20 protein-coding genes and 2 pseudogenes are annotated in these 25,396 nt (G+C 39.6%); 20 read left to right on the top strand and 2 right to left on the bottom strand.

The features are described from left to right. Positions 1–29 precede the first annotated feature (29 nt). From NW199_RS01480 to NW199_RS08775, 14 genes and pseudogenes are all read left to right on the top strand, one after another. Positions 30–926 carry a YicC/YloC family endoribonuclease gene (locus NW199_RS01480; protein WP_258333404.1) on the top strand — a complete coding sequence of 299 codons (897 nt, stop codon included), beginning with the start codon at positions 30–32 and terminating at the stop codon, positions 924–926. Positions 927–983: 57 nt separating this feature from the next. Beyond that, positions 984–1,814 carry a glycosyltransferase family A protein gene (locus tag NW199_RS01475; RefSeq protein WP_258333403.1) on the top strand — a complete coding sequence of 277 codons (831 nt, stop codon included), beginning with the start codon at positions 984–986 and terminating at the stop codon, positions 1,812–1,814. A gap of 3 nt (positions 1,815–1,817) precedes the next feature. Next, positions 1,818–2,642, top strand: a complete 825-nt coding sequence (locus NW199_RS01470; RefSeq protein ID WP_258333402.1) for a glycosyltransferase family 2 protein — start codon at positions 1,818–1,820, stop codon at positions 2,640–2,642. 247 nt (positions 2,643–2,889) lie between these two features. After that, entirely contained in the window at positions 2,890–4,395 is a 1,506-nt protein-coding gene (locus NW199_RS01465; protein WP_258333401.1) for a lipopolysaccharide biosynthesis protein, read from the top strand. A 138-nt stretch (positions 4,396–4,533) separates the two neighbouring features. Then, the gene (locus NW199_RS01460; protein ID WP_258333400.1) at positions 4,534–6,417 is read left to right on the top strand and encodes an HAD family hydrolase; all 1,884 of its coding nucleotides are present in this window, start codon (positions 4,534–4,536) and stop codon (positions 6,415–6,417) included. A 37-nt stretch (positions 6,418–6,454) separates the two neighbouring features. Further along, positions 6,455–7,582 (top strand): glycosyltransferase family protein, encoded by a 1,128-nt coding sequence (locus NW199_RS01455; RefSeq protein ID WP_258333399.1) that lies wholly within the window; start codon positions 6,455–6,457, stop codon positions 7,580–7,582. A 221-nt stretch (positions 7,583–7,803) separates the two neighbouring features. Further along, positions 7,804–8,913 (top strand): radical SAM protein, encoded by a 1,110-nt coding sequence (locus NW199_RS01450; RefSeq protein WP_258333398.1) that lies wholly within the window; start codon positions 7,804–7,806, stop codon positions 8,911–8,913. 1 nt (position 8,914) lies between these two features. Continuing rightward, entirely contained in the window at positions 8,915–9,883 is a 969-nt protein-coding gene (locus tag NW199_RS01445) for a polysaccharide pyruvyl transferase family protein (RefSeq protein WP_258333397.1), read from the top strand. A 12-nt stretch (positions 9,884–9,895) separates the two neighbouring features. Next, complete coding sequence (locus NW199_RS01440) at positions 9,896–10,876, top strand: glycosyltransferase family 2 protein (RefSeq protein ID WP_258333396.1); 981 nt, start codon at positions 9,896–9,898, stop codon at positions 10,874–10,876. Between the two features lie 202 nt (positions 10,877–11,078). Next, positions 11,079–11,369, top strand: a complete 291-nt coding sequence (locus NW199_RS01435) for a hypothetical protein (RefSeq protein WP_258333395.1) — start codon at positions 11,079–11,081, stop codon at positions 11,367–11,369. Then, positions 11,362–12,342: pseudogene (locus tag NW199_RS01430) on the top strand (IS1380 family transposase). The gene NW199_RS01435 and the pseudogene NW199_RS01430 overlap by 8 nt, the downstream one beginning before the upstream one ends. Before the next feature lie 13 nt (positions 12,343–12,355). Continuing rightward, the gene (locus tag NW199_RS01425) at positions 12,356–12,838 is read left to right on the top strand and encodes a hypothetical protein (protein ID WP_258333394.1); all 483 of its coding nucleotides are present in this window, start codon (positions 12,356–12,358) and stop codon (positions 12,836–12,838) included. A gap of 259 nt (positions 12,839–13,097) precedes the next feature. Next, a pseudogene (locus NW199_RS08780) lies at positions 13,098–14,645 on the top strand (TOTE conflict system archaeo-eukaryotic primase domain-containing protein); the annotation flags it as partial. 39 nt (positions 14,646–14,684) lie between these two features. After that, entirely contained in the window at positions 14,685–15,344 is a 660-nt protein-coding gene (locus NW199_RS08775; protein WP_373691790.1) for a DEAD/DEAH box helicase, read from the top strand. A 107-nt stretch (positions 15,345–15,451) separates the two neighbouring features. Here the strand turns inward: NW199_RS08775 and NW199_RS01415 are convergent, their stop codons facing one another. Together NW199_RS01415 and NW199_RS01410 are read right to left on the bottom strand one after the other, a co-directional pair. After that, on the bottom strand, positions 15,452–16,699 hold the full coding sequence (locus NW199_RS01415; protein ID WP_258333392.1) for an ATP-binding protein: 1,248 nt from the start codon (positions 16,697–16,699) through the stop codon (positions 15,452–15,454). Between the two features lie 198 nt (positions 16,700–16,897). Continuing rightward, positions 16,898–17,296 carry a type II toxin-antitoxin system HicB family antitoxin gene (locus NW199_RS01410; protein ID WP_258333391.1) on the bottom strand — a complete coding sequence of 133 codons (399 nt, stop codon included), beginning with the start codon at positions 17,294–17,296 and terminating at the stop codon, positions 16,898–16,900. A gap of 250 nt (positions 17,297–17,546) precedes the next feature. On the opposite strand from NW199_RS01410, the gene NW199_RS01405 reads away from it, so the two are divergent. The 6 genes from NW199_RS01405 to NW199_RS01380 all read left to right on the top strand — a co-directional run bounded on the left by NW199_RS01405 (position 17,547) and on the right by NW199_RS01380 (position 25,367). Then, entirely contained in the window at positions 17,547–18,917 is a 1,371-nt protein-coding gene (locus NW199_RS01405) for an MATE family efflux transporter (protein ID WP_258333390.1), read from the top strand. 140 nt (positions 18,918–19,057) lie between these two features. Continuing rightward, positions 19,058–20,224, top strand: a complete 1,167-nt coding sequence (locus NW199_RS01400; protein WP_258333389.1) for a nucleotide sugar dehydrogenase — start codon at positions 19,058–19,060, stop codon at positions 20,222–20,224. A 27-nt stretch (positions 20,225–20,251) separates the two neighbouring features. After that, positions 20,252–21,190 carry a glycosyltransferase family 2 protein gene (locus NW199_RS01395; RefSeq protein WP_258333388.1) on the top strand — a complete coding sequence of 313 codons (939 nt, stop codon included), beginning with the start codon at positions 20,252–20,254 and terminating at the stop codon, positions 21,188–21,190. 374 nt (positions 21,191–21,564) lie between these two features. Then, complete coding sequence (glnA, locus tag NW199_RS01390; protein ID WP_258333387.1) at positions 21,565–22,974, top strand: type I glutamate--ammonia ligase; 1,410 nt, start codon at positions 21,565–21,567, stop codon at positions 22,972–22,974. Between the two features lie 64 nt (positions 22,975–23,038). Then, positions 23,039–24,055, top strand: coding sequence for an RNA methyltransferase (locus tag NW199_RS01385; RefSeq protein WP_258333386.1), 1,017 nt, complete (start codon positions 23,039–23,041; stop codon positions 24,053–24,055). Then, positions 24,048–25,367, top strand: coding sequence for a DEAD/DEAH box helicase (locus tag NW199_RS01380; RefSeq protein WP_258333385.1), 1,320 nt, complete (start codon positions 24,048–24,050; stop codon positions 25,365–25,367). The genes NW199_RS01385 and NW199_RS01380 overlap by 8 nt, the downstream gene beginning before the upstream one ends. Positions 25,368–25,396: the final 29 nt, after the last annotated feature.

The following is a 25,396-nucleotide window of genomic DNA, read 5'->3' as shown; positions in this document are numbered from 1 at the left end:
CATTTTTTGAATCAAATCAAGGAAATCAAGTGTCGGTTAACAGTATGACGGGCTTTGCCCATCTTCAGATAGAAACGCTTTTGGGATTATTGGCGATTGATGTGAAAAGCGTTAATTCGCGCTATCAGGAAATCGCCATGCGTTTGCCTGAAGAAATTCGTTTTATGGAAGGCGATATCCGCGTGGTGATTGCCAAAAATGTGGCACGAGGAAAGATTGAATGCCGAATGCAATGGGTGGGCGAAGCTGTCTGTGAGCAGACCTTGAATCAAACCGCTGTGACTAACTTGCTTTCCCTTCAAGCCGAGGTTCAGAAAATCCAACCGGATGTCAGAGCCTTGACAGTTTCTCAAATTTTAAGTTTCCCGGGAATTCTGGCGCCTAAAAGTATTGATTTTGATGTATTGAAAACTCAGGTATTGAACGGTCTTAATAAAACATTAGAAGTTTTTTTAGAAGCCAGGAAGCGTGAGGGTGAAGCATTGGCGGTGGTTTTAAATAGCTATTGTGATCGAATTGTTGAGACGGTTGATGAACTGGCGCCAAAGATTCCGCAAATCATTGAAAACATCCAGAAGAGGTTAGAAGAGCGTTTAGAAGAAGCGTTATCTAAAACGCTGGTGGAGCGCTCTACGTTGACACGTGAAGAAGTGAGCGACCGCATTCGCCAGGAAGTGATTCTTTATGCCATTAAGCTTGATGTGGATGAAGAAATGAAGCGGTTGCTTACGCATGTGAAAGAAGTCAGACGCTTATTGAGTGCAGGTGGCGAAGTGGGCAAGAAGCTTGACTTCATGATGCAGGAACTTAATCGTGAGGCGAACACCTTGGGCAGTAAGGCAGCGGCTATTGAAATGACGCAGACATCTTTGGCTTTGAAGGTTAACATCGAAAAGATGCGAGAGCAGGTTCAAAATTTGGAATAATATTGAGTGTCATCAGCATTAACAAAGAGAAAAACTTATTTTTTATCAAGAAGCCTTATGACTGAGCAATCAATAGAAAGTTTACCTCTCCGAATTGAATTACTAGTATCATGCATGAATCAAGGAGCGGTGAAGACTCTGCAGTTCTGCAAGGCCAAAACCGATGTATTAATTGTTAACCAAACATCATTTGAACAGGTTTCAACGTTTAAATTTAAAGACGAAAAAAATATCGAACACAATTGTAGATACATATGTACGGAAGAGTCTGGACTTTCAAATAGTCGTAATAAGGCTATTGCCGAATCGACAGGTGATGTTTTACTTTTTGTTGATGATGACGAGGAAATGGTCACAGGTTATGCAGAAATAATTTCAGAAGCCTTTAAGATGCATCCAGATGCAGACATTATTACATTTGCGTTGAACTACTCAGAAAAAAAATTTCCAACTAAAGAAAAAAGAATTGGTTATTTGGGTGCCCTGAAAAGTTGTAGCCCTCAAATTGCTGTAAAACGAACCTCAATAGTCGATCAGAATATACGGTTCGATCCAACAATGGGATCTGGTACTGGTAACGGAGGAGGTGAAGAAAATAAATTTTTGTTTGACTGTTTGAAAAAAAAATTAAAGATCTACTATGTTCCAAACATAATAGCTACCATACATAAAGGTGAGTCGAAGTGGTTTTCAAGTTTTAATAAAAATTTTTTTTTAAATCGGGGATATAGTACCTCTAAAATTCTAGGTCGACCATTAGCATGGCTGTATGCTTTTGAATTTTGCATAGCAAAGTGGCCTCTTTACAAACATGAAATGTCCTTTTGGTATGCCCTCTATTATCATATTAAAGGCACTTTTTCACTAAATCGGCAAAGAGTGGATTGACATATGAAGAATGAACACCCTAATATCGGAGACGATTTAGTCTCTATAGTGATGCCGATGTATAACTCTGAAAAATTCCTGAGTGATGCGATTGAATCAGTTCTTGCTCAAACTTATAAGAGATGGGAATTATTGATAACAGATGATTGTTCTACTGATAAGAGTCGTGATATTGCAAGTAGTTATGTGAAAAGGGATAAGAGAATACATTTATTTAATTTGGAAAGGAATTCAGGTGCCGCAATAGCGAGAAATAATTCGATTAATAAAGCTAGAGGACGCTTTCTAGCTTTTATTGACTCTGATGATTGGTGGTATCCAGACAAGTTAGAGAGCCAAATTGATTTCATGCTACGTAATAATGTGGAGTTCTGCTTTTCTGCCTTTGAATATGCGGATCAGAATTTGAATGTTACAGGAGTAAGCTTTAAACCGATAAAAATTTCATATTCAAGTATGAAAGTAGATTGTAATGTTGGCACTCCGGGTGTAGTTATTGATATCAAGAGTTTAGGAAAGGTATATATGCCTTCAATCGAAGTGTCGGAGGACTGGGCTACCTGGATTAATGTGACTAAGAAAACTGGCTATGCCTATGCAATTAATAGACCACTTTGGAAGTATAGATCAGTTCAGGGATCGCTATCTTCGAATAAGTTGAAATTAGTAAAAGGGAATATTCATATGTACAGAAGTATTTTAGGTTATTCCCAAATTAAGTCTTTCTTTATTTTGATATTTTTATTCTTTCCTCATTACTTTTGTAAAAGGATTAGAAATAAAATTGATGCTCTTAGATACAATAAAGAGCATACTCGACATCGTTGAAGGTTTTAGACACTGTTAGAAATGCGATTTTCTTTGGAGTCCTCCTGCACCTGTAGTTTGAACTAGTTGGCTACTGTAAAGCTGTTTTTTCTGTTTCGAAGTCTTTTTCCAAAGCCTAACTTTCGACTAAAGAATTGAACTGAAATTTGAAATGATTTAAACTGAATAAGTCTCAGAAGCAGAATTTTTTATTTGTTAAATAATGGTAGAAGTTTCACGAACAGTCCGGGTTATTCAGAATGCGAAGGTGGCCTTGTTCTTTTATTGTATAAATCTTGTCTTACAATTTTTTTCTAGAAAAATTTTTCTGGATAACCTTGGTACGGAACTTCTTGGCCTCAATACGACAGCACAGAACCTTCTCCAATTCTTGAATCTAGCAGAGTCAGGTATTGGCGCGGCGGTTGCTTTTGCACTTTATAAACCACTTAGTCAAGGCAATAGACAGGAGATTATCGAAATTGTTTCGCTACAGGGATGGTTTTATCGTAGGGTAGGTTTTTTTGTTATCGCTGGATCTGTGGTTCTAATGGGATGTTTCCCATGGATTTTTGCCAAAGCTCAAGTCCCTCTAATCTACGCTTATGGAACATTTATTGCGTTCTTAATAGGCGCTCTTTTAGGGTACTTCGTAAATTATAAGATGGTTGTTTTATCAGCCAATCAGCAAGAATACAAAATTACGTTACGAACTCAAGGTATCAAAGTTTTAAAAATTTTTGTTCAGATGTTAGCCATTCTGAAGTTGCCGTATGGCTATATATGGTGGATGGCAATAGAAACTTTAGCAGCTGTTATAACTTGTGTTTGTCTAAATCGCTGTATAAAAAATGAGTTCCCTTGGTTGAGGTCTGATATATCTAATGGTCGAATATTAAAAGAAAAATACAATTTTATTTTGATTAAGACTATGCAGGTCTTTTTCCATAGGATCGGTGGGTATGTGTTAAATCAGGCAACCCCGCTGATCATATACGCTACAAGTTCATTAACTCTTGTCGCAATTTATGGGAATTACTTAATTATTTTATTTGGCTCATTGCTTTTAGTAGATGCACTGTTTCGAGGTTTTAATTCTAGCGTTGGGAATTTAGTGGCCGAAGGTAATAAATTTAAGATTAAACAGATTTTCTGGAAGGTATGTACTTTACGGTTGTATATAGCATCTGTAATTTGTATTGGTCTTTTTTATTTATCAAATTCGTTTATAACATTATGGTTAGGCAAAGAGTACCTTCTTTCTGAGCTATCCTTTTTAATTCTTGTTGCTATTTATTTTATACAGATGAGTAGAACAGCAGATATTTTCTTAGTAGCGTATGGTCTATTTCGAGATATTTGGTCTCCTTTGCTAGAATCGTTTTTAAATATAAGCCTTTCACTTTTATTGGCTAATTTTTGGGGAATTTCTGGGATCTTTTTGGGAGTCTTAGTTAGCCAATTAATAGTGGTTAGCAGTTGGAAGCCTTACTTTTTATTTAAGGATGGTTTTAAACAGAGTTTCAAGGAATATATAGTCATTTATACGCAGAAAGTTTTTCTCATACTGCTGGCGGTATTTTGTCATGCTTCGATTTTTATAAATCATTCATTACTCATAATAAAGTCTGATTATGACTGGGTAATTGCGGCATTTATCATTGTCTCTTCTTATGCTATGATCAGCTTTGCGTTGTTTTATGTTTTTGATAGTTCCTTTAGATCGATTGCACGACAAATTTTGTCTATGTTTGGGCGTAAATATAAAAAATGATTTTCAAACTACGCCTGTATCCAAAGGAAAAAATCATTCAATGTTTCAATAGTGCGAGCTCTTAGCGTAATAAAATATTGCTAATAATATGCAAAGCCTTTTTACGTCATCATTACAAATTATTTTTTGAGATCTAACGTGAAAAAAATAAACATTCATTATGTGAAGCAACTATTGGGAAAAAATAAAACCATAGTAAATTTGTTTTATCCCATATATCAGAGAGCTAGAGACTACGCAATCTTACGTTCTTTGTACCATTCTCTATTTGTAGATAAATTTTCACATCAGAACCTTGATAGTGAATCTTTTCTTTCTCATCTTAGGGCAAAATACTATAGAAATTTAAATGAATTTTCCTCTATTTCTGAGGTGAAAAACATAATTGAAACCTCCGCAAAAGAAGTAATTTCATTTGACTTTTTTGATACCTTATTTGAACGGCCATTCGCAAATCCTTCAGATTTATTTCTTTATATGGAGGAACATTACCACTGTAATGATTTTGCAATAGCCCGCATTGAAGCTGAAAGAAAAGCAAGGCAGCACATAGCCGGGGACAGGGAAGTTACATTAGATGAGATTTACCAAAGTTTAGATCAAAAGTATTTTTTTCTTAAAGAGATTGAATTGAATCTCGAACTGAAATTCATTCGCCCCGTTCAAGAAAAAATTGAATTACTTGATTTGGCAATTAAGAAAAATAAGAGGGTAATCATAATTTCTGATATGTATTTACCCATAGATTTCTTTCATGCAGTCTTATCCAGATACTCTATTCCTGTTCACAAAGTTTTTTTGAGCTGTGATTACAAAAAAAATAAACGAAATGGAGCCTTATTTCGTGAAGTACTTAGACAGCTTAATGTTGATTCAACCCAAATTATTCATATTGGTGATAATTACGAATCTGATTTTCGGATCCCGAAACTATTAGGAATCCAAGCACTGAGATTACCATCAACTATGGATATGTTCAAAAAGGAAAAATTTTCAGTTTGGTTATATGCAAATTATGAATTAAATCGTTCCCTCTTTAGTTCAGTGCTCCTTTATTTAGTTGCAAACTTTTTGCGAACAGGGAAACGTAGCGCTTTAGAGCTTTTAGGATTTAGCTTAGCTGGGCCCTTGATTTTAGCCTATTTAACTCATATAGAGAAATTCAGTAAGGAAATGGGATATGACCACTTGATATTTGTTTCAAGGGACGGGTATTTACTGAAAAAAATTTATTCACTTTTATGGAACAACATTCCCAGTACTTATGTATATAGTAGCAGGAGGATCTATCTTGGATGTACTATGGACTTTTCAGACGGTCCTGAACGATTGAAAACACTATTGACAGATTTTTCTAATGCAACAAATGCATCCTTAAGCATTTCATCAAAGTCTTACAAAAAAAATTTAGATTTGTTAAATACTTTCAAGCCGCAAATAAGGACTTGGTCTAAAGAAAATACGGAAAATTATTGTAATTACATAAAATCCTTACAAATACATGGTAGAAAAATTGCATCGGTAGATTTAACCACGGATCGTTGTACATCTAGCAAATTATTTAAGAAAATTTTGAAAGATAATTACTCTGCGGGGTTCTACACCTGCAAATTAGGAGTAAGTGCTCCATTGACTGGGACAAATTATTTTTGGCCACAGGAACAGCCGATTACTCCACGAGAAATACCAGCGATTAGTTTTTCGGAATTCTTACTTTCTTCTCCGGAAGCAACAGTAATTGCGATTAACAAGGCAGGAGAGCCCATTTTTTTCGGTCCAAAACAGCACTACTTTGATTTAATAGAGAAGGGAGCTACTGCTTTTTGTAAAGAATCTCACGATATCTTTGACCTTAATATTTATTTGGCGGATTTTAAGGACTGGGTATCATTGGTCCAATTGTTTTTTAAGTTTGTAGATGAAAGTACGGTTACTGATCTGGAAAAATATGAGTTGGAAGATTTTAGTCAAAAAAATAAAATTTCTTCATATATTCGTTATTGGAGGGAGAGGGATCTTTAGTTCCGACAACTGATTTATTTGCTGAAGGGGATGTCTAATGAATTCATATGAAAACTATATAGTGGATTTAAAAAAATTTGACTCAAAACGTCTCTCAGGAGTTAGTGGAGTATTACGTTTAAAAAATGATGAAGAGTTTTTAGAATCTTGTATAAATTCTTGTATTCACTGTTTAGATGAACTAGTCGTTGTATACGAAGAAACCTCAGAGAAAAGTCTCCAAATATTAAGAAAGTTACAAAAACAGCATCCAAAAAAAATCAGGAGTTATCACTATGAACCAAAGTTATATGCTGGGGAATTAAGTGAAAGTGAATATAAATCAGTGACTAAAGAACCCAAAGACTCGGTACATTTTTTAGCGAATTATTGTAATTTTGCATTTTCTAAGATCAAATATCGCTACGCATTGAAAATTGATGCAGATCAAATATATCTAGAGACCAAGTTAAAAGAAATATGTAATGCTTATAGAACTGAAGCTAAATTTAGGATGTTTAGTCTATTTGATTTATTGGGTTTTTTGATAGTTGCGTTTTTTATTCTTACAACTCAAAAATTAAGATGGAGGATACCGTTTTTTCTGAGTGAAGGAGTATTTAATCATTATTTTTCTTTTCTATTATTGCTAATCCAATGGAAAAAAATACCAGTGTCATTATCTGGAATAAATTTGGTAATAGATAAAAATAATATTCTTATACCACTAGGAAGATGTAACAGTGATGGTATTAATATTCTTCCTCCTTTTAACGGTGTTGGTGATACTTCTATTTTTCAATTAACAAGCCACACCTATTTTGTTCCATGGGAACCAATAAATAATAGTAGGAAAGCCAGAAAAAAACATTTGATTATTGAGCGGCTAGAGAATGTGCGCAATCTTTTGCCTGTTGGTGTATGCTGGGCTCATTTTAATGCTATTCGAAAGAATGTAAGAAAACAACAGGAGTGGAATATTCAAAATTATCCAAACTATTTTTGGTTATTAGACTGTAAGCAATTTTCAAAACGAAAGTTATTTAGTTTTGAAAAGAATTGGAACCCATATGAAAGGTTGTGTTTTAGATTATTGCCTAGCTCCATAAATCACGAGATTTTAATTTGGCTAAAAGGGTTTAAATTAAATGACGGTTATGTAACAAGAAGTGACTCTAGCGAGTGAGTTGCGCATATCTCCGGGCAGTGGAAGAGTGTGTAATAAGATCTAAATTTGAAGGATTTTTAGTTTGAATTATTAAAATCTTAGAATTGCATAATCTTAATGGGTTAAAGTTCAAAAAATGAGCAGCGTTAATCCTTTCGATTTGGATGGTACTGACAAAAAGTATTATTTTTACTTGTTATTTTAAGTGTTCTGATAAGAACCATAAAAGGTCTTGTAGTATGAATGAGCGTTACTCACGATTTATAGAAGCATTTATCCCAGGGGATGCTTGTAATTTACATTGCCAGTATTGTTATGTGGCTCAGGGCAATAAAAGAAAAAACGAGATATGTAGATTTCTTCATTCCCCACAAGTAATAGGAGAAGCCCTAAGTAAAGAAAGAGTTGGAGGTACGGCCTATATAAACATTTGTGGGGCTGGTGAAACACTAATGCCAAAAGAGGCTCCAGAGATAATCATGGAGTTACTGAAACAAGGGCATTTTGTTAACGTGTACACAAATGGTACCTTATCAACAAAATTTGACGAATTGCTGTCTTTAGTTCCTATAAATTTGCGGGCATACCTTTCCATATCCTTCTCTTTTCATTATCTGGAATTGCAGAGAAAGAATTTGCTACAGACTTTCTTCAATAATTTTACGAAAATGAAAAAAGCAGGATGTACTGTCGTTGTAAATATGGTACTAGATGATTCTTATTTACCCCATATTGAAGAAATCAAACGGCTTTCCATTGCTAATTTCGGCGCATTACCTCAGATAAGCTATCCTAAAAAATTACAAAAAAACAAAAATTGGGAATCTCTGACAAAAGCTCCGATGCATACCTCTGAGATCGCTGAAACTTTCGACTCCGCTTATTGGAGATTTACAGAACAGTATTTTAATTACGATCGTAAGAAATTTTGTTATGCAGGAGCTTGGAGTTTTACTATTAATTTGGCTACTGGTTGGATCTGTCGTTGTTACAATCACAGACCCCATCAAAATATATTTGAAGATTTAAGTTCTCCTATTCAGTATAAGGCTGTAGGAAATATGTGTTTCTCCTCTAGTTGTGGAGGAGGACTTTTTTTGCCACAGGGGGTTGTTCCAGACCTCAAGGTGCCAAGTTATTTTGATTTAAAAAATCGCCCAGAAGCTCATTGGTATAACGAGAATTTTAAGAACTTTTTATCTCAGCAACTTCACGAAAATAATCGGCAATACACTAAAGCAGAGAAAATAAAAACGAATCTAATTTCGGTTCTTTTTGAAAGTAGAAATGTTGTTCTTACTGCGTTAAGAAAATTCAAAGATCAATTATGTAACGGAAAAGTTGATTAAAATGGAACTGACTTCTAGTAACCTAAATGAGCTTAGGAAATTGATTTCTCTTCGATTAGACCCGCTAATAGATGGAGAGGTGGTTTTGACGGATTTGCCTTATCATAAAAATATAGGGGATATACTCATTTGGGGGGGGGAGATCGAATATTTGAAGCACAGAAAAATAAAGTGTCTATCCCAGACTAGTTTTAATACTTTTAATTTTCCAGTTCTGCCTGATAATGTAACCATTTTGTTACATGGCGGCGGAAACTTTGGAGATCTTTATAGGGTATGTCAAGATTTTAGATTGAAAGTAATTCAAACATACCCAAAAAACAAGATAGTAATGTTTCCTCAATCGTCTTACTATAGAGACATGACACTGATGAGGAAAGACGCACAAATTTTTGCGCAGCATAAAAATTTGTATTTGTGTGCCAGAGATCGTAATACATTTTCAATGATGAAGGAAACATTTTCTAACCATATATTATTAGTACCGGATATGGCGTTTTTTTTGGATTGTTCAATGCTCAGAACTCTCGCCTCATCAGATAATATTGAGTTTCAGAGTAAAAAAGTATGTTGGATTAAGCGGAAGGATACTGAGTATAGATCGGAGAATGAACCAATTTTAAATACTAATTTGGTGGTATCTGATTGGCCGACATTTGAACGAACTAATGCATCTTTTTGGGTACTTGAAAAATTATTAGGGATACACCGAAGAATAAAATTTAAATGCATTCACAGGGTGTTAGGCGAATTAATAGACTATTATGCAGGCAACTATATTAGGCCTTATGCAATAAAATTGGGTTGCCAATTCATTAACCAATTTTCTGAAGTGATCAGTTCCCGCTTGCATGGTATGATTTTGGCACTACTACTCTCAAAATCTGTAATATACCAGGATAATATATCTTGTAAGTTATCTTCGTTTTGCAATACTTGGTTTACTTATGATTCAGATATTATTAAGTAGATGGGAGTTATTTTGAGTAAAAACGAATTAATATCGGTATTAGTTCCTGTTTATAACGTAGAACGCTTTATTGGTAAGTGTGCTGAGTCTCTCTTTTCTCAGACATATAGGAATTTGCAATTTATTTTCGTCAATGATGCCTCCACCGATCAAAGTCTTCAAGTACTGCGTTCTCGAATAGATAAGTATCCTGATCGATCTGAGTCGGTAATGGTAATAACTAATGAGTGTAATCGCGGTCTTAGTGAAGCTAGAAACATTGCCTTGTCTCATGCATTAGGAGAATATATTATCCATGTTGATGGTGATGATTTTTTAGAGCCCTATGCAATTCAGAAACTATATGAACTGGCGCTAAACACAAATGCCGACGTGGTTATTGGCGATTTTGTCTTCGATTTTAAGACATACAGTAAACCATATATTCATATTAATTATTCTAATAAAAGAGATTATCTCTTAGGACTAATTCGACGAAAAGTTCCTTGTTGTATTTGGGGAAAATTGATAAGGAAAAGCCTTATTGTTGAAAATAATATAACCAGCATTAAAGGCGTTAGTTTCGGTGAGGATTTTGTTGTTATTGTTCGCCTCATTGATCAGGCTAGGAAAATTAGTTTTCTAAACGAGGTTATTTATCATTATGTTAAAACAAATCAGAATTCGATAACGGCGACTATTGATGAAACAAGTATCAGAGATCTTCTTGTTGTAAATAAAGTACTTTGTTCTTATTTTGGAAAGAATCAATTCATAAATAACCAGATTAAATTGTATACAAAGCTACTGCTTTTAAAGCAGGTTTCAAGTAAGAAACTTCTTAAAACAACAGCAAAACTTTACCCAGAGATTAAAGATTCCAGCCTTATCCCCATACGAGATAAAATCATCATGAAGCTGGCAGAAACTTCATCGTTTTCTTTAATAATACTTTTAAATTCTACTTATAAAATATTAGTTAAAATTCTATGGCGTTTAGACTTCAGGAATTAATTAAACCCGAATTTTCCATTAGACCTGAAGGGGACTATTGAAGTATCATTTTTCTAATGGGATTCCATTAGAAATAAAAGTTGTAATTCATTGATATTGCGATAGAAATTTTTGTTAAAAGTGCCTACGGAGGCTGACTATGACCAAGCCGGGCTACTAAATTAGCTTTTCCAACGCCGACAACGTTTCGGCATGGGGTGGTTTGGCTCTTTGGGCACAATTTTTGAAAGCGCTTCGCTTTAGAAGTCAGCTGGCTCGATGGTCCTTGCCTCACCCTCAATCCAATCGCGGCTACGATCCCTGTTTGCTTGTCGAACAATTTGTCACCAACGTTCTTTGTGGTGCCAATCGATTCTGTCACATGAATACTTTACGCACTGATAAGGCGATCCCTCAGATTTGCGATTGGTCTAAGATGCCGGAGCAAAAGGCTTTCAGTCGTTTTTTTTCAACGGTTTACTACATCCAATCAAAGTGCCGTATTGATGACTGAGGTTTACAGTTGGTGTGCTGACCAAGCCCGAGTCTCAGACTGTGTCACGCTGGATGTGGACTCCACAGCCATAACCTGCTTTGGCCATCAGCAAGGCGCAGAGGTCGGTTATAACCCACGTTATCATGGTCGAAAAAGCCACCATCCCTTATTGGCCTTTCTCACCGAACCTAATTTGATCGTCAACTTTTGGCTACGTCCGGGAAACTCTCACACAGCCAATAATATCGAAGGCTTCCTGGAGCAAACAAAGTCACATTTGGGTGCCAGACGTATTGGCCTATTGCGTGCTGATAGTGGTTTTCTCTCACCTAAAGTCATTGACTGGTGTTAGAAACAGCAAGCCGATTTCATCATTGCCGCCAAAATGACTCAGGTGATACAACGCACGATTGGTCAAGTTCATGACTGGTGTGACGTGACCGATGGCATTGCGATTTCGGAAGCGAGCTACAAGGCGTCGTCTTGGGATAAAAGTTATCGGGTGATTTTTATTCGTCAAGACAAAGATATCCGAGAACAAGCCATCGGAAAAAGTTTGAGCCTGTTTGAAGATGACTGGGATTTTGAGCATTATCGTTATAGCGCTTTAGTCACCAACATGAAATACGATGCGGCAACGATTTGGCGCGTCTATCGATTAAGAGCCAATTGCGAAAATCAGATTAAGGCACTAAAGGAAGATTTCGGATTAAACAGCTTTATGATGAAGGATTATTGGGCCACGGAAGTGGCATTAACCTTGGCGATGTTGACAGCAAACCTGGCAAGCTTGTTTCGCAGAAGCTGTTTACATTTGAGGAAAAACCACCGCATGCAATACATTTTGCAGCATGTTTTAGTGGTGCCTTCAAGATACTTATCGAATAAAAATGAAGAGCCGGATAGGTTGATTCTCTACGTCAAAGGTAGAAAGCGAAAATGGCTTTCTGAGCTCTTTGATCCTAACAAAATTATTGTCCAATCCGGCTAATGGAAAATCTGGGTTGAAAATTGATGATAACTTGTCAATTACAAAGATGATTAAAAATAGACTTCCAATTAAGTTAGAACTAAAGCAATCTCCTTGGCATCACTTAGCAAAAATAATAAGAGGCATAATCGGTCAGATACCAGTAATAGGGCCGATAGCCATAGAATATATTTCGATTCAAAAACATGATGAAGCTATAGAAGTGAAGGAAGGAGGCTTTAAATATGCAGAAGAATGGTACTCTGAAGATGAAGCGCTAGATTTTACCGTAAGAGAGAATGGTCTTTGCGAACAACATGGACAACTTGAGTTACGATCGTTCGTTTCTTTTATTACTTTTCCTAAAGAGTTTAGAGATACAAAATATTCATTTGTTTACGATCCCCAGGAAACCAAATTGAAAATATTAAGAAAGGAAAGTTATGGATTGGAGTTGGAAATATTTGATTTTTCGAAGGTAAAACATATTAGATGGTTTGCTCGAGGTTTTATTTAAATAACAATCAACTTAATGAAAGATTCACAGCATTGTTAAAAAGCAGTACCATCAGGCTAATACTTTTGTGATGGTACAACATGTCACTCACTGGAAGAATCCGCGCGATCGAAGCTGAACTTCGATCAATCGAACAGAGAAAGAACCGTCTCTTACAGCAACTCTACGAATTGAGGGCCGCAGAGTCTCAAAGTGAAGTGCCGAGTTCCTTTTCCACACTTGAAAAGCTTCAACTTTTTAATGATTTTTTGTTGGCAGGCGTGATGTCTACGCCAGGGGTTTTCAATCAAAAAAATACAACAGAATTGGCTATACGCCGGCTTGCGCCAACGCAGACAACAGCGATTTGTGTCAGAGGGGAAGAATTCGCTGTTTAGATTGCCCCAATCGAGTCTTCGCCAAATTGGATCTGAAAGCCATCAAAATGCATCTGCAAGGCCAAGATGAGAAGGGCAGACACTTTATCGCCGGACTCTATCCTTTAATGGTTGATGACACCTGTAAGCTCCTCGTGGTGGATTTTGATTCAGACAATTACCAAACAGAGTCACTAAATTTTTTGTCGGTTTGTGATCGTTATCATGTTCCGGCCTATTTGGAACGAAGCCGATCGGGTAATGGCGCCCATGTTTGGTTCTTTTTTAAAGATTTTGTGAAAGCCTCAGTTGCCAGAAAAATGGCCACGCTGTTGCTTGAAGCCACGATGGCGGAAAATTCTGGCATTACCTTGGCTTCGTTTGATCACTTGATTCCGAATCAGGATACGTTGCCCGAGGGAGGATTCGGGAATCTAATTGCGTTGCCCCTGCAAAGGCAACCTCGTTATCAAGGCAATAGTGTTTTTGTGGACCGTCAGTTTCGCCCCTTTGATGATCAGTGGCAGTATTTGGCTTCGATTCAGAAACTTTCAGCCTCAGACATTCATCGAGTGATTGACGAATTGACGCAGACCGAAAGCCATTCGATTACCCCAACATTGCCCATTGATGATTTAGATGGAAGTCAGCCCTTTGAAATAAAGCCGTGGGAGCCAGAAACCGCCAATGATCAGTTCAAGCGCGTTGCCGAGTCTCAAAAGCAGGCTTTGAAGATTGTTTTAGCCAATGGCCTTTATTTTGATAAGCGAGAGCTCTCACCAAAGCTTAAGTCCGTACTAACCCGATTTGCCTCTTTTCCCAACCCGGTCTTTTTTGAGCGTCAGGCTAAACGTTTTTCAACACGCAATATCCCACGGTTTATCACCTGTTATGAAGAAAAGGGAAACTACCTTTTTATTCCTAGGGGGCTCACAGAGAAAATAATCGGTCTCTTAGATGATCATTGCATCGCCTATGAACTTCTTGATAAACGCAGTCTCGGCACCCATTTAAACGTGAGTTTTCAAGGAACACTAAGGCCAAAGCAACGGTTGGTTGCCAATCAACTGTTAAAAAATGAGACGGGCGTGTTATGCGCCTCCACGGGTTTCGGTAAGACCATAATCGGTCTTTATGCTTTGGCCCAAAGAGGTGTGTCGACTTTAATTATCACCAATCGCAAAGAGCTGGCTAATCAGTGGCGTGTGAGCTCTGAAATATTTTTGGATTTACCCCGTGACTCCATCGGCACCATTTCTGCTGGCAGAATAAAACCGACCGGTATTGTCGATATTGCCATGGTTCAAACACTAGCCAATCAAAAAGATAGGCAAAAAGAGGTCGGTCGCTACGGGATGATCATTGTCGATGAGTGTCATCACGCCGCAGCCAGACAGTTTGAATCTGTCTTAAAGCGATACTCAGCTCGATTTGTTTTGGGGCTGTCCGCAACGCCCAGACGCCGAGACGGGCATCAACCGATTGTCTATATGCAATGTGGAGCGGTGCGTTATCGGGTAAATAACAAAAAAGAGAATCAAAGCCAACCGCTTATGCATAGGCTTTGTGTTAGGCCAACAACTTTTAAATCTGCTTTGGTTTCTAGTGAGCAAAGAAAAACAAGAATTCAAAACGTTTTTAAAGAATTAATCCTGGATCAAAACCGAAACGCATTCATTATTGATGATGTCTTGGAAGCTTATCGTGAGGGACGCTTTTGCGTGGTCATTACCGAGCGTCGTGAGCATTTGGAAATACTTCGACAGGGCCTTTCGGAAATAAAGCAATTAGCCGTTTTGCACGGATCGATGAAAGCCAAGGAACGAGTAAGCGAAATGGCAAAGTTCAAAGCCTTTCCCAAAGATCTTGGTGGAGCGGTTTTATTGGCAACGGGGAAATTAATCGGAGAAGGGTTCGACGAAGCGAAATTGGATACGCTCTTTTTAACAATGCCCGTTTCTGACCGTTCCGTTCTGATCCAATATGTGGGGCGTTTGCACCGTTTATGTGATCAAAAAACAGAGGCTCGCGTGGTGGATTATCGTGATAGAGAGGATCCAAGGTTGGAAAAAATGTTTTTAAAGCGTGAAAAAGTTTATAGGGCGATTGGTTATCAGTCCCTTAAAGAGGATGGGAGTCGATTAATTTAACTTTTATACGTTATCGGATAGCTCCCTTTGATCACATAAAAAATATAGAAAAGTGTGATAGATATCACATTAATTTGATTAATTATGTGATTTGAGCCGAAATGAAGCTATACCCAAAGAGCTGAAAATGGCACTGCGTAAAGTCGAGAGCCAAAACTCAAAATGTCTTTCCCTGCGTAAAGAACGATTCCTCTAAAGTCATCAACTTGTTTGGAAAACCACTTAAGATGTTTAAAGTCGTCCGTGTTGATGGATTCGGCGGCTTTGATTTCAATTCCTAATTTTCTGTTTTTCTCGTCGGTAATCATAAAGTCGACTTTCTGATTATTCTTATTTCGGAAGTGATGCATTTTCCACAATGGATGAAGTTCAACTTCAGGGATCAATTGGGTATACGCCCATGTTTCAACCAGTTTTCCCCCTTCATTGGCCATTTTTTCTTGACTGCTTAATAAGTCATCCGTTGTGTGGATGTTGAGCAAATGAGCCATCAGCGCGCTGTCGGTTAGGAAAATTTCAGGCGTTTTACTGCCAATTTTGTAGTCTTTAGATTCCCAAGCCGGCAGTTCATCAATGAGATACATAGCTTCAAGTGCATTCAGATACGAGGAAACCGTTAATGCATTTCCGGATATTTTTCTGCAGATTTCTTGAATGTTTAGAGGCTTGCTCGAATAGACGGCAAAGATTTGTAAGAGGCTGGCTAAATCTTTGTAGCGTCTCAGATCCCATTGACGTGTTAAGTCATAGAGTAGCTGTGATTGAATATAACTTTGGAAATATAAAGCGCGTTGTTCACAATCGAGCAGAATCGTTTGTGGGTATCCTCCACGGATTGCGAGATCGTAGACGCGTTCTCGGCTGCATGGTTCAATATCTTGGTTTATGGGAAATTCTTCATTAAAGGCCTTTTCTAAGAAATGGGGCTTTTTACCCAATATTTCCCCTTGAGTCATAGTGCGAAGGCGCAAAACGAAAATCCTTCCGGTTAAAGAGTCAGCTTGATCACCGGAAGGTAATTTTCTGTAATCGGCCGAACCTGTCAAAATAAATTGTCCCGGTTGATTATTGCCATCGACTCGGCGTTTGACCTCGGCTATTAAAGTCGGAGCTTTCTGAATTTCGTCAATGATTAAACAATTTTCTTGTGCTTGCCGAAGGAAAAAGTGAGGATCAGCTTTAGCTGCAGAAAGCGTTGCTTCGTCATCCAATGTTGTGTACCTAGCTTCAATAGGGCAGAGGTCTCGAACGAGAGTTGTTTTACCACTTTGCCTTGCGCCAACAACAAGCGCGGCACGTTGAAAAGACAAACCTTTGAGCAATAACGTGGAAGACCAGCGAGGAATAGATTGCATATTGATTTAAAATTAGAAAATATTCATACTGGAATTGAGAAAAATTATATATTAATAATTAGAAAATATTTATATTAATAATAGGGAAATTTTGATATTTTTAGGATTGATGACGTTTAGTCACAAGTCAATAGTTAAGTGACGGCCTCCTGTCAAGTATTTGATAGGAGGCCGTTGCAAAAAGATTATTTATCAATACTAAATTGTTGAATGGTTCATCACCATTTTGGCGATGTAACCTGATCGTGTATCGCCAGAATTCTTCGCCAAAAAGTCAAGTCGTCTCAATACTCTAGTCGATAAAGTGATATTTACCCGTTGAGCCTTGTCAGATAAGAGTTCTTCAGGGACATCTACAATACCAAAAATCCAACCTTTAAATTCCGCCTGTTTTGCTATGTCTTCAATTTTTGATGGTAACGGGATAGGATGGCCTTCGTCGAGTTCCATTTCAACCCAACCTGCAATGGCTTCTTTTGCATTTTCATATGCCAGTTCTATAGTATCGCCTGCAGAAAAACATCCGGGTAAATCAGGTACGACGACGCCGTAAGCGTAGGACTTGTCACCAGGTTCAATAGCAATCGGGTATTTCATTATTCGTTCCGTTTATTGTCCATAAGCTCAATTGTACACATTAATACACACTCGCAAAATGGAAGTAATGGAAACTAGTTCGTGAGTTAACGATTATCGATACAAAAATGCTTTGCCTATACTCGTTAGGAAACTGGTTGTTAACCGCTTTGGGCGTAAAATCCTTTATGTTAATCGGTGTGTTGTAGGCTCTTTCTAAGGGCCTCAATACCTATTTCCTGAAACGCTTAACTGGCACAGTTCGTACTTTATGAGCGCCACTAGAAAAATCAACATGCTTGAAGGCAGTTTATGGGACAAGCTGATTGTCTTTGCCTTGCCTTTGGCTTTTACCGGTTTGCTGCAGCAACTCTATAACGCAGCAGACGTGGCTGTCTTAGGGCGTTTTGTTTCTGACCTTGCTGTGGCGGCAGTTGGTAACAACGTGCCGGTTTTTGGCCTCATCATCAGTTTTTGCATGGGCTTGTCCATTGGCGTCAATGTGGTTGTTGCCCGTGCTTTAGGGATGAAAAATGATCAAAAAGCTAGTGACGCGGTCAGAACATCTTTCATGACTGCGATTGTTTTTGGTATTTTTGCGTTACTGATTGGTCAAGCCTTTGCGAACTCAGCCATGGATTGGCTTGATGTGCCCGAAGAAGTGCGAGACTATGCGCTCATTTACTTGCGTGTCTATTTGTTGGGCATGCCTTTCATCGCCATTTATAACTTTTTGGCTGCTGTCTTTCGCAGTCAGGGTGATACTCAGACACCACTTTGGGCATTACTCATTGCAAGCCTTTTTAATATCGGCGGAAACTTATTCGCTGTTCTTGTCCTCGATTGGGGTGTCGCGGGGGTGGCCTTGGCAACGGCATTAGCCAATTTACTGTCTGCTGTGATTTTGTTTGTGAAGCTCACCCATTTGGATGGTCCGCTGAAGCTCGACGTGTCACAGTTATTGAAGGTGGACGGTGCATCACTAAAAAGCATTGTGCGAATTGGACTGCCCGCTGGTGTTCAGGGAGCCGTGTACGCTCTTTCTAATTTAGTCATTCAATCGGCAATAAACAGTTTGGGACCTGAGGCTATGGCAGGTTCTGTGGCAGCTTTTACGATAGAAAATAGCGTTTATTGCTTTATCAATGCTTTTGCCCTGTCGGCGACAACCTTTGTGAGCCAAAACTATGGCGCAAGAAATTTAGAGCGCTGTTCACGCGTCATGTGGGTGACGATGGGACTGAACATGTGCGCGACTGTTTTGTTGACGGCAGGGGTTTTACTCTTTTGTCGGGATTTGCTGGGGATATTCTCGAGTAATGAAGAAGTTCTTGCTCTCGGCATGATTCGTATCTTATGGGTGCTGGTGCCGCAACCGTTGAGTGTTGTGATGGATACACTTTCAGGCAGCATGCGCGGTTACGGTTATTCAATGCCGCCCGCCATGGTCACTTTGGTGGTGGTTTGTTCTGTGCGCTTGATTTGGGTGTACACCGTTTTTCCATTGACTCCGACCTATGAAACCCTCATGATGGTTTATCCCTTAAGTTGGGTGATCACCATGGCTGGCCTTATTATTCTTTACGTCCGTCTGCTGCGCAGAATCCGCAATCGCAGGCAGATGGTGGAGGAAGCGATTTAGGTGATTGTTAAACGATTGAGTTTTTTGAAAATACTACAAATGAATTAATTTTTTGACGGTTGTAGGTTTCTATTTTGCTAAATACTCGGAAGTCTCTAAATTTAATGCGGCAATCGCATTCCTAGCCCAAAAGGTTGCACATGAAAATCGCGGTTATTGGTATTGGATACGTTGGCTTAAGTAACGCAATCGTTTTAGCGCAACACAATGAAGTGGTGCTGGTTGATGTTATTGAAGAAAAAGTTAACAAGCTTAATTTAAAAAAGAGCCCCATTGCTGAACCACTGATAGCGGACTATCTCGAGCACCATGAGCTCAATCTTTCTGCGACTTTAAATCTCCCTTCAGCTTGTATAGAGGCAGACTTTGTTTTGGTTGCAACGCCCACGGATTACAACGATCAAACGAATAGTTTTGATACATCGTCAGTAGAGGATGTTGTCAAAAAAGTTTCAGTTATCGCTCCTCAAGCGACCATTATTATCAAATCCACCATTCCCTTAGGCTTTACAGAAAAGTTAATTGCCCAAGGTTATAAAAACATTGTTTTTGTACCGGAATTTCTAAGAGAAGGCAGTGCACTATATGACAGCTTGTACCCCTCAAGACTCGTCATTGGGGATTTGTCTGAAAAAGGTCGGGCCTTTGCTCAATTAATGATGCAAGGAGCTATTAAAAAGGATATTCCGGTTTTGTATACCCAACCGACAGAAGCCGAAGCGATTAAATTATTTGCCAATACTTATTTAGCGATGCGAGTAGCCTTTTTTAATGAATTGGATAGTTACGCATGGGAAAATGGGTTAGATAGCCAAAAGATTATCGAAGGGGTTGGACTTGATCCCCGCATTGGCAGTTATTACTGTAATCCGTCCTTTGGTTATGGAGGTTATTGTTTACCAAAAGACACCAAGCAACTGCTCGCTAATTACGAGAATATTCCGCAAGAGTTGATTTCTGCCATTGTTCAGTCCAATAAGACCAGAAAGCATTTCGTTGTCACGGAGATTTTGAAGTTCTCCCCGAAAACTGTTGGCGTGTTCAAATTAGCCATGAAGCGTGGGTCTGATAATTGTCGTTCGTCAGCGATTTTTGACATCATTGGTGAACTTCAATCAGCCGGTATAAAAGTCATTGTGTATGACCCTAACTACAGTAATAACACGACTTTGTATTATTTAGATTTTCAAAATAGCCTTGAGAAATTTAAAGCTCAATGTGACCTTATTATTGCCAACCGATTTGCTCCAGAGCTAAAGGATGTTATGTCCAAGGTGCTGACTCGGGATCTTTCCGCTAATGTTTAACTTTTTGTGTTTAGTATTAAAACGATCATGGATAACGAACAATCTCGGCCAGTCATTTTATCGGTTGTTTCGCCGGTTTATAACGGGGCAAAGTATTTAGAGCCGTTTCTACAATCGGTCTTACAGCAGTCATTCCCGCATTTTGAATTGATCATGGTCGATGATGGATCAACTGATTCATCTGTTGAAATTATTAAGAGCTATCAAAAGAAAGATTCACGAATACATTTGATTGGACAAAATCACAAAGGGGCGGGGAGCGCTCGAAATTTTGGTTTATCGCAGGCAAAAGGGCAGTACATAATTTTTTTAGATTGTGATGATTGGTTCAATGATGACTTTTTCAAAACGATGATTGATCGTATCGAAGTAGATCAATCTGACATCGCTGTTTGTGAATTTTTTATCTATAACCAACAAACCGGAGAAACAGAGAAGTTTGTGATTCCTGAAACAAGGAATCAGAAAATTGAAAGGACAAATCTCGTTTTTGATATCTTTGCGCCTAATCCCTGGACGAAGCTTTATAGGTTTTCTTTTTTGAAGAAAAATGAACTCTTATTTCAAGAGATCCCGTCCTGCAATGATTGGAGCTTCGCATACACGTCATTAGCTTGTGCGGAAAAGATATCCGTTATTCGGGAGCCTTTGGTTTACTACCGCACCAAAACGAATACTTCGATTTCTTCTCAACGATATAAACGTACAAAGGACATTGTAAGAGCTGTGCAGGACTTAAAAAGGCAGTTGCAGCTCAGGGGACTTTATGGGTGCTTTAAGAATGGATTTGCCAGAAGAAGTGTGAGCCATCTAGTGTGGGAGGCATTTTCAAAAAAAGGGGTAAAGGTTTTTTATGTCCTTTTTCGTAATTTATTAATGGTTAATGATTTTGCTGTCTATAAGGCGTTTGTTCAAAAAGTCATTCAGTTTTTAGGGAAGCGATTGAATAAATTAATAGCACGGTAATTTATATTTCGAGCTCTTCTAAAATGAAGTAGCTCTCAACAAAAATTATGCACATTAGCGTATCGATTTGTATCACAATAAAGGCATTTTAAAAACTCATATATTTCAAATAGATAGACCATCTGCTGATAGATTTGTTAAAAGTCTACTATATGATTTGTGCAAATCCTACTATGTAATTTGTTAAAGCCAATATTTATGAAACGCTTGAAAAAAGAGAGATGAAATTGGTTGCTGAACTAAAGATGAGTGAGCTAACTATTTTTGACTAAATGCATTTTCTTATTATGAAAGTAATTTTCTCTTGATAACTCTAGAACGATCGAATCTTTGTCGCTAAAATCCACCTGTTCAAAACAAAAGGAGCCTCGCAAATGGCCAGCATTGATAAAGTCCTGCAAATGATTCAGGACAATGATGTTAAATTCGTCGATCTTCGCTTTACGGACATGAAAGGTAAGGAGCAGCACGTGAGTATTCCTGCTCGCGCGGTGGATGAAGACTGGTTCGAAGAAGGCCAGCCCTTTGACGGCTCCTCCATGGCAGGCTGGAAAGGTATTGAAGCAAGCGACATGATTTTGATCGCTGATCCTGATAGCGCCCGCTTGGATCCCTTCCGTGAAGAAAGCACCTTGATTTTGACGTGTGACGCAACCGATCCGGCTACGGGTAAAGGTTATAACCGCGACCCGCGCTCGATTGCCAAACGCGCAGAAGCCTACTTGAAGTCAACCGGCATCGGTGACATGGCTTTCTTCGGTCCGGAACCGGAATTTCATATTTTTGATTCCATCGTTTGGGGCACTGATCCCGAACATGCCTTCTTTAAGATCGGTTCGGATGAAGCCGGCTGGGCCTCAAAGATCGATTACGAACAGGGTAATCTCGGTCACCGTCCGGGGCATCAAGGCGGCTACTTCCCGGTGCCTCCGATTGACTCTTTCCAAGACATGCGCTCTGAGATGTGCCTTTTGATAGAACAACAAGGGGTTCCCATTGAAGTGCAGCATCACGAAGTGGGCGCCGGTCAGTGCGAAATCGGTACTCGTTTTAACACGCTCGTGAAGCGCGCTGACTGGACTCAAATCGTGAAGTACACGATTTGGAATGTGGCTGCCGCTTACGGCAAGACCGCAACCTTTATGCCCAAGCCCGTTGTGGGCAGCGCCGGTTCCGGCATGCACGTCCACCAATCTATTTGGAAAGACGGCAAGAACCTTTTTGCCGGCAATGGCTATGCGGGGTTAAGTGACATAGCGCTTTACTACATCGGCGGCGTTATCAAGCACGCGAAGGCCTTAAACGCCATTACCAACCCGTCAACCAACTCCTACAAGCGTCTGGTTCCGGGTTTTGAAGCTCCGGTGAAACTGGCCTATTCCGCCCGCAACCGTTCGGCTTCGATCCGTATTCCTCACACGGCAAGCGACAAGGCACGCCGTATCGAAGTGCGTTTCCCGGATCCGATGGCTAATCCCTACTTGTGCTTTGCCGCGCTTCTTATGGCAGGCCTTGACGGCATTATGAATAAGATTCATCCGGGTGAAGCCGCCGATAAGAATCTCTACGATTTGCCGCCTGAAGAAAATGCCAAGATCCCGACCGTTTGCGCTTCGCTTGATGAAGCTTTGAACGCGCTCGCTAACGATCACGAGTTCTTAACCCGTGGCGGTGTCTTCTCCGAAGACATGATTGAGGCTTATATCGGGCTCAAAGCGAAGGAAGTGGAACGTTTCCGCTTGGCCACCGCTCCGATTGAATTTGAAATGTACTACAAGCTCTAATTTCTGAAGCTTGCGGCAATTCCTATAAAATGGGCGTTGAAATAATTCAACGCCCATTTTTCACATGACGCTAGAGACGCTGCATCAAGAGCTTATAGGGCTCGGTGCCAAACCTGTTCATTACGGACATCTTTACCGCGCCCTTTTCGGTGTGGTGCCTTGGCCTGCCGGGGAGGATCCGAAGTTTCCTAAAGAATTGCGTAAAGCATTGCCGGCAATCAGATCCAAGTTAGACAGTATTCTCACGGTTGTTGAAAGCCATCAGGCCCAAGAAGAGCAATCGCTGAAACTTCTTTTCCGTCTTCAGGATGGGCAGACGATTGAAAGTGTTCTTTTACCCAGAGAAGGGCTTTGCGTTTCTTCTCAAGTAGGCTGCGCTGTGGGGTGCGTGTTTTGCATGACAGGGCAGTCAGGCCTTATCCGGCAACTTTCAGACTTGGAAATTGTTGCTCAGGTGATGGTTGCCAGACGGATGCGTCCTGATTTGCGCAAAGTGGTTTTTATGGGAATGGGTGAGCCTTCACACAATTTAAAAAATGTGCTCTCTGCCATTTACTTCTTGGGAACGTACAGTCAAATTCCACATAAAAATTTGGTGCTTTCCACTGTTGGTGATCAGCGTGTGTTTGACGCGTTAAAGGATTTTCCGGTTAAACCCGCTTTGGCTATTTCGCTGCACACGACTTTTGAGGATAAACGCAAAAAGTTGTTGCCGCGCGCAGGAAAAATTACGATTGAAGCGCTTGTTAATCAGGCAGAAGATTATGCGCGTGCAACGGGCTATCCCATTCAGTATCAATGGACTTTAATGAAAGGCGTCAATGATGGGGACGATGAGCTGGAGAATATCGCAAGGCTTTTGCAGGGAAAATACGCGCTGATGAATTTCATTCCGGTCAATGCCGTCAAAAACAGTCCTTTTCAAAGACCCGAATGGTCTCGTTGCCAAGAGATGGCTCGGTATCTGAAAACGTCCCGTATTCTTGCGAAATTCAGGCACTCAGCCGCGCAAGACGTTGAAGGGGGATGTGGGCAGTTGCGAAGCCGGTACTTGAAAGGCGAGGAATTGCGCCATGAATAAGTTTATTGAATTGGGGTTGTCGGTTCCTTTAGCTAAAAAGGCCCACATACACGGTTGGCACGAGCCGACGATGATTCAGCAGAAAACGCTGCCGGCAATACTTCAAGGCCGAGATCTTCTGGCCATTGCCCAAACCGGAAGCGGGAAAACCGGAGCTTTTTTACTGCCTATTTTGGATTCGATCGGGAAAAAGCCTGCTTTGCAAAGTCCTGCCGCCTTAATTTTGGCGCCGACGCGAGAGCTGGCCTTGCAGCTATTCCAAAATGTTGAGATTTTCGCCCCGGGCCTTTCTTTATCTGGCGCGCTTTTAATCGGTGGCGTCAGTATCCTCAAGCAAAAAGAAAAACTCATGCATCGGCAGGAAATCATCGTGGCTACGCCGGGCAGGCTTTTGGATCACGTCAGACAAAAGTCCATTGACTTGTCGGGCATTCGTTATCTCGTGTTGGATGAAGCAGATCGAATGCTTGACATGGGATTTTTACCCGATATCAAGAAGATTCTCTCATTATGTCCCACAAACCGTCAGTCTTTACTGTTTTCCGCAACGCTTTCTGACGAGATTCATCTTCTTGCGCAGAAACTTTTATCAAAACCGGTGCTGGTGGAAATTAATGCCAACCGGGATGTGGCCAGTATCCGTCAAGTTGTCTACCGGGTGCCGGAGTCTGAAAAACCGCGCTTTCTTCGTGATCTGATTGTTGATAATGCGCTTGAACAAGTGCTTGTCTTTACCCGTCAAAAGCGAACGGCGGCTTTTTTAGCCGATAGTCTGAAAAAGGATGGATTTACGGTTGATGCGCTGCACGGCGATAAAACACAAGCGGCCAGGCTTAAAATTTTCCACTCCTTTAAAGACAGGCGATTAAGAGTGTTGGTGGCGACGGATTTGGCTTCCCGCGGGCTTGATATAAAGGAGTTGCCTGTGGTGGTGAATTATGATCTGCCGCTTGATCCCCATGACTATATTCACCGCATTGGCCGCACGGGACGAGCGGGAGCCGATGGTTTAGCCTATTCGTTTGCAAGTGAAAAAGACGGCTACCGGTTAGGCGCCATCGAAAAACTTTTAAAAAAGAAATTGGAAGTGGTAACGCCTGAGACGTTTGAAGTTTTTTTTGAATCAATGGATGAAAAGAAAAAGTTAAAAGAGCGTTCCGCGCAACCGTTAAAAGTTAAAAAGCCTGCTTTGAAGTCAAGACGCGCGCCTATTAAACCTTTCGACAAAACCCACGATAAAGTTAAAGAAAAAAGGGGTGCCAAGAAGTCAACGGACATGGATTCGTTTGATTACATATTGCCTGAGTTTTAATGATTAAAAACTCTTTACAATAATCACGT

Origin of the sequence: Parasutterella secunda (assembly GCF_024733725.1) — a bacterium.
GTDB classification, from domain to species: Bacteria; Pseudomonadota; Gammaproteobacteria; order Burkholderiales; family Burkholderiaceae_F; genus Aphodousia; species Aphodousia faecalis.
This window is presented reverse-complemented; position numbering and strand designations above follow the sequence as displayed.

Excerpts from the sequence above, each read along its gene's own strand:
- NW199_RS01415 (WP_258333392.1), bottom strand. The coding sequence starts at position 16,699 with ATGCAATCTATTCCTCGCTGGTCTTCCACGTTATTGCTCAAAGGTTTG.
- NW199_RS01380 (WP_258333385.1), top strand. The coding sequence starts at position 24,048 with ATGAATAAGTTTATTGAATTGGGGTTGTCGGTTCCTTTAGCTAAAAAG.
- NW199_RS01470 (WP_258333402.1), top strand. The coding sequence starts at position 1,818 with ATGAAGAATGAACACCCTAATATCGGAGACGATTTAGTCTCTATAGTG.
- NW199_RS01455 (WP_258333399.1), top strand. The coding sequence starts at position 6,455 with ATGAATTCATATGAAAACTATATAGTGGATTTAAAAAAATTTGACTCA.
- NW199_RS01405 (WP_258333390.1), top strand. The coding sequence starts at position 17,547 with ATGAGCGCCACTAGAAAAATCAACATGCTTGAAGGCAGTTTATGGGAC.
- NW199_RS01395 (WP_258333388.1), top strand. The coding sequence starts at position 20,252 with ATGGATAACGAACAATCTCGGCCAGTCATTTTATCGGTTGTTTCGCCG.
- NW199_RS01475 (WP_258333403.1), top strand. The coding sequence starts at position 984 with ATGACTGAGCAATCAATAGAAAGTTTACCTCTCCGAATTGAATTACTA.
- NW199_RS01400 (WP_258333389.1), top strand. The coding sequence starts at position 19,058 with ATGAAAATCGCGGTTATTGGTATTGGATACGTTGGCTTAAGTAACGCA.
- NW199_RS08775 (WP_373691790.1), top strand. The coding sequence starts at position 14,685 with ATGCAATGTGGAGCGGTGCGTTATCGGGTAAATAACAAAAAAGAGAAT.
- NW199_RS01385 (WP_258333386.1), top strand. The coding sequence starts at position 23,039 with ATGACGCTAGAGACGCTGCATCAAGAGCTTATAGGGCTCGGTGCCAAA.
- NW199_RS01445 (WP_258333397.1), top strand. The coding sequence starts at position 8,915 with ATGGAACTGACTTCTAGTAACCTAAATGAGCTTAGGAAATTGATTTCT.
- NW199_RS01410 (WP_258333391.1), bottom strand. The coding sequence starts at position 17,296 with ATGAAATACCCGATTGCTATTGAACCTGGTGACAAGTCCTACGCTTAC.
- NW199_RS01450 (WP_258333398.1), top strand. The coding sequence starts at position 7,804 with ATGAATGAGCGTTACTCACGATTTATAGAAGCATTTATCCCAGGGGAT.
- glnA (WP_258333387.1), top strand. The coding sequence starts at position 21,565 with ATGGCCAGCATTGATAAAGTCCTGCAAATGATTCAGGACAATGATGTT.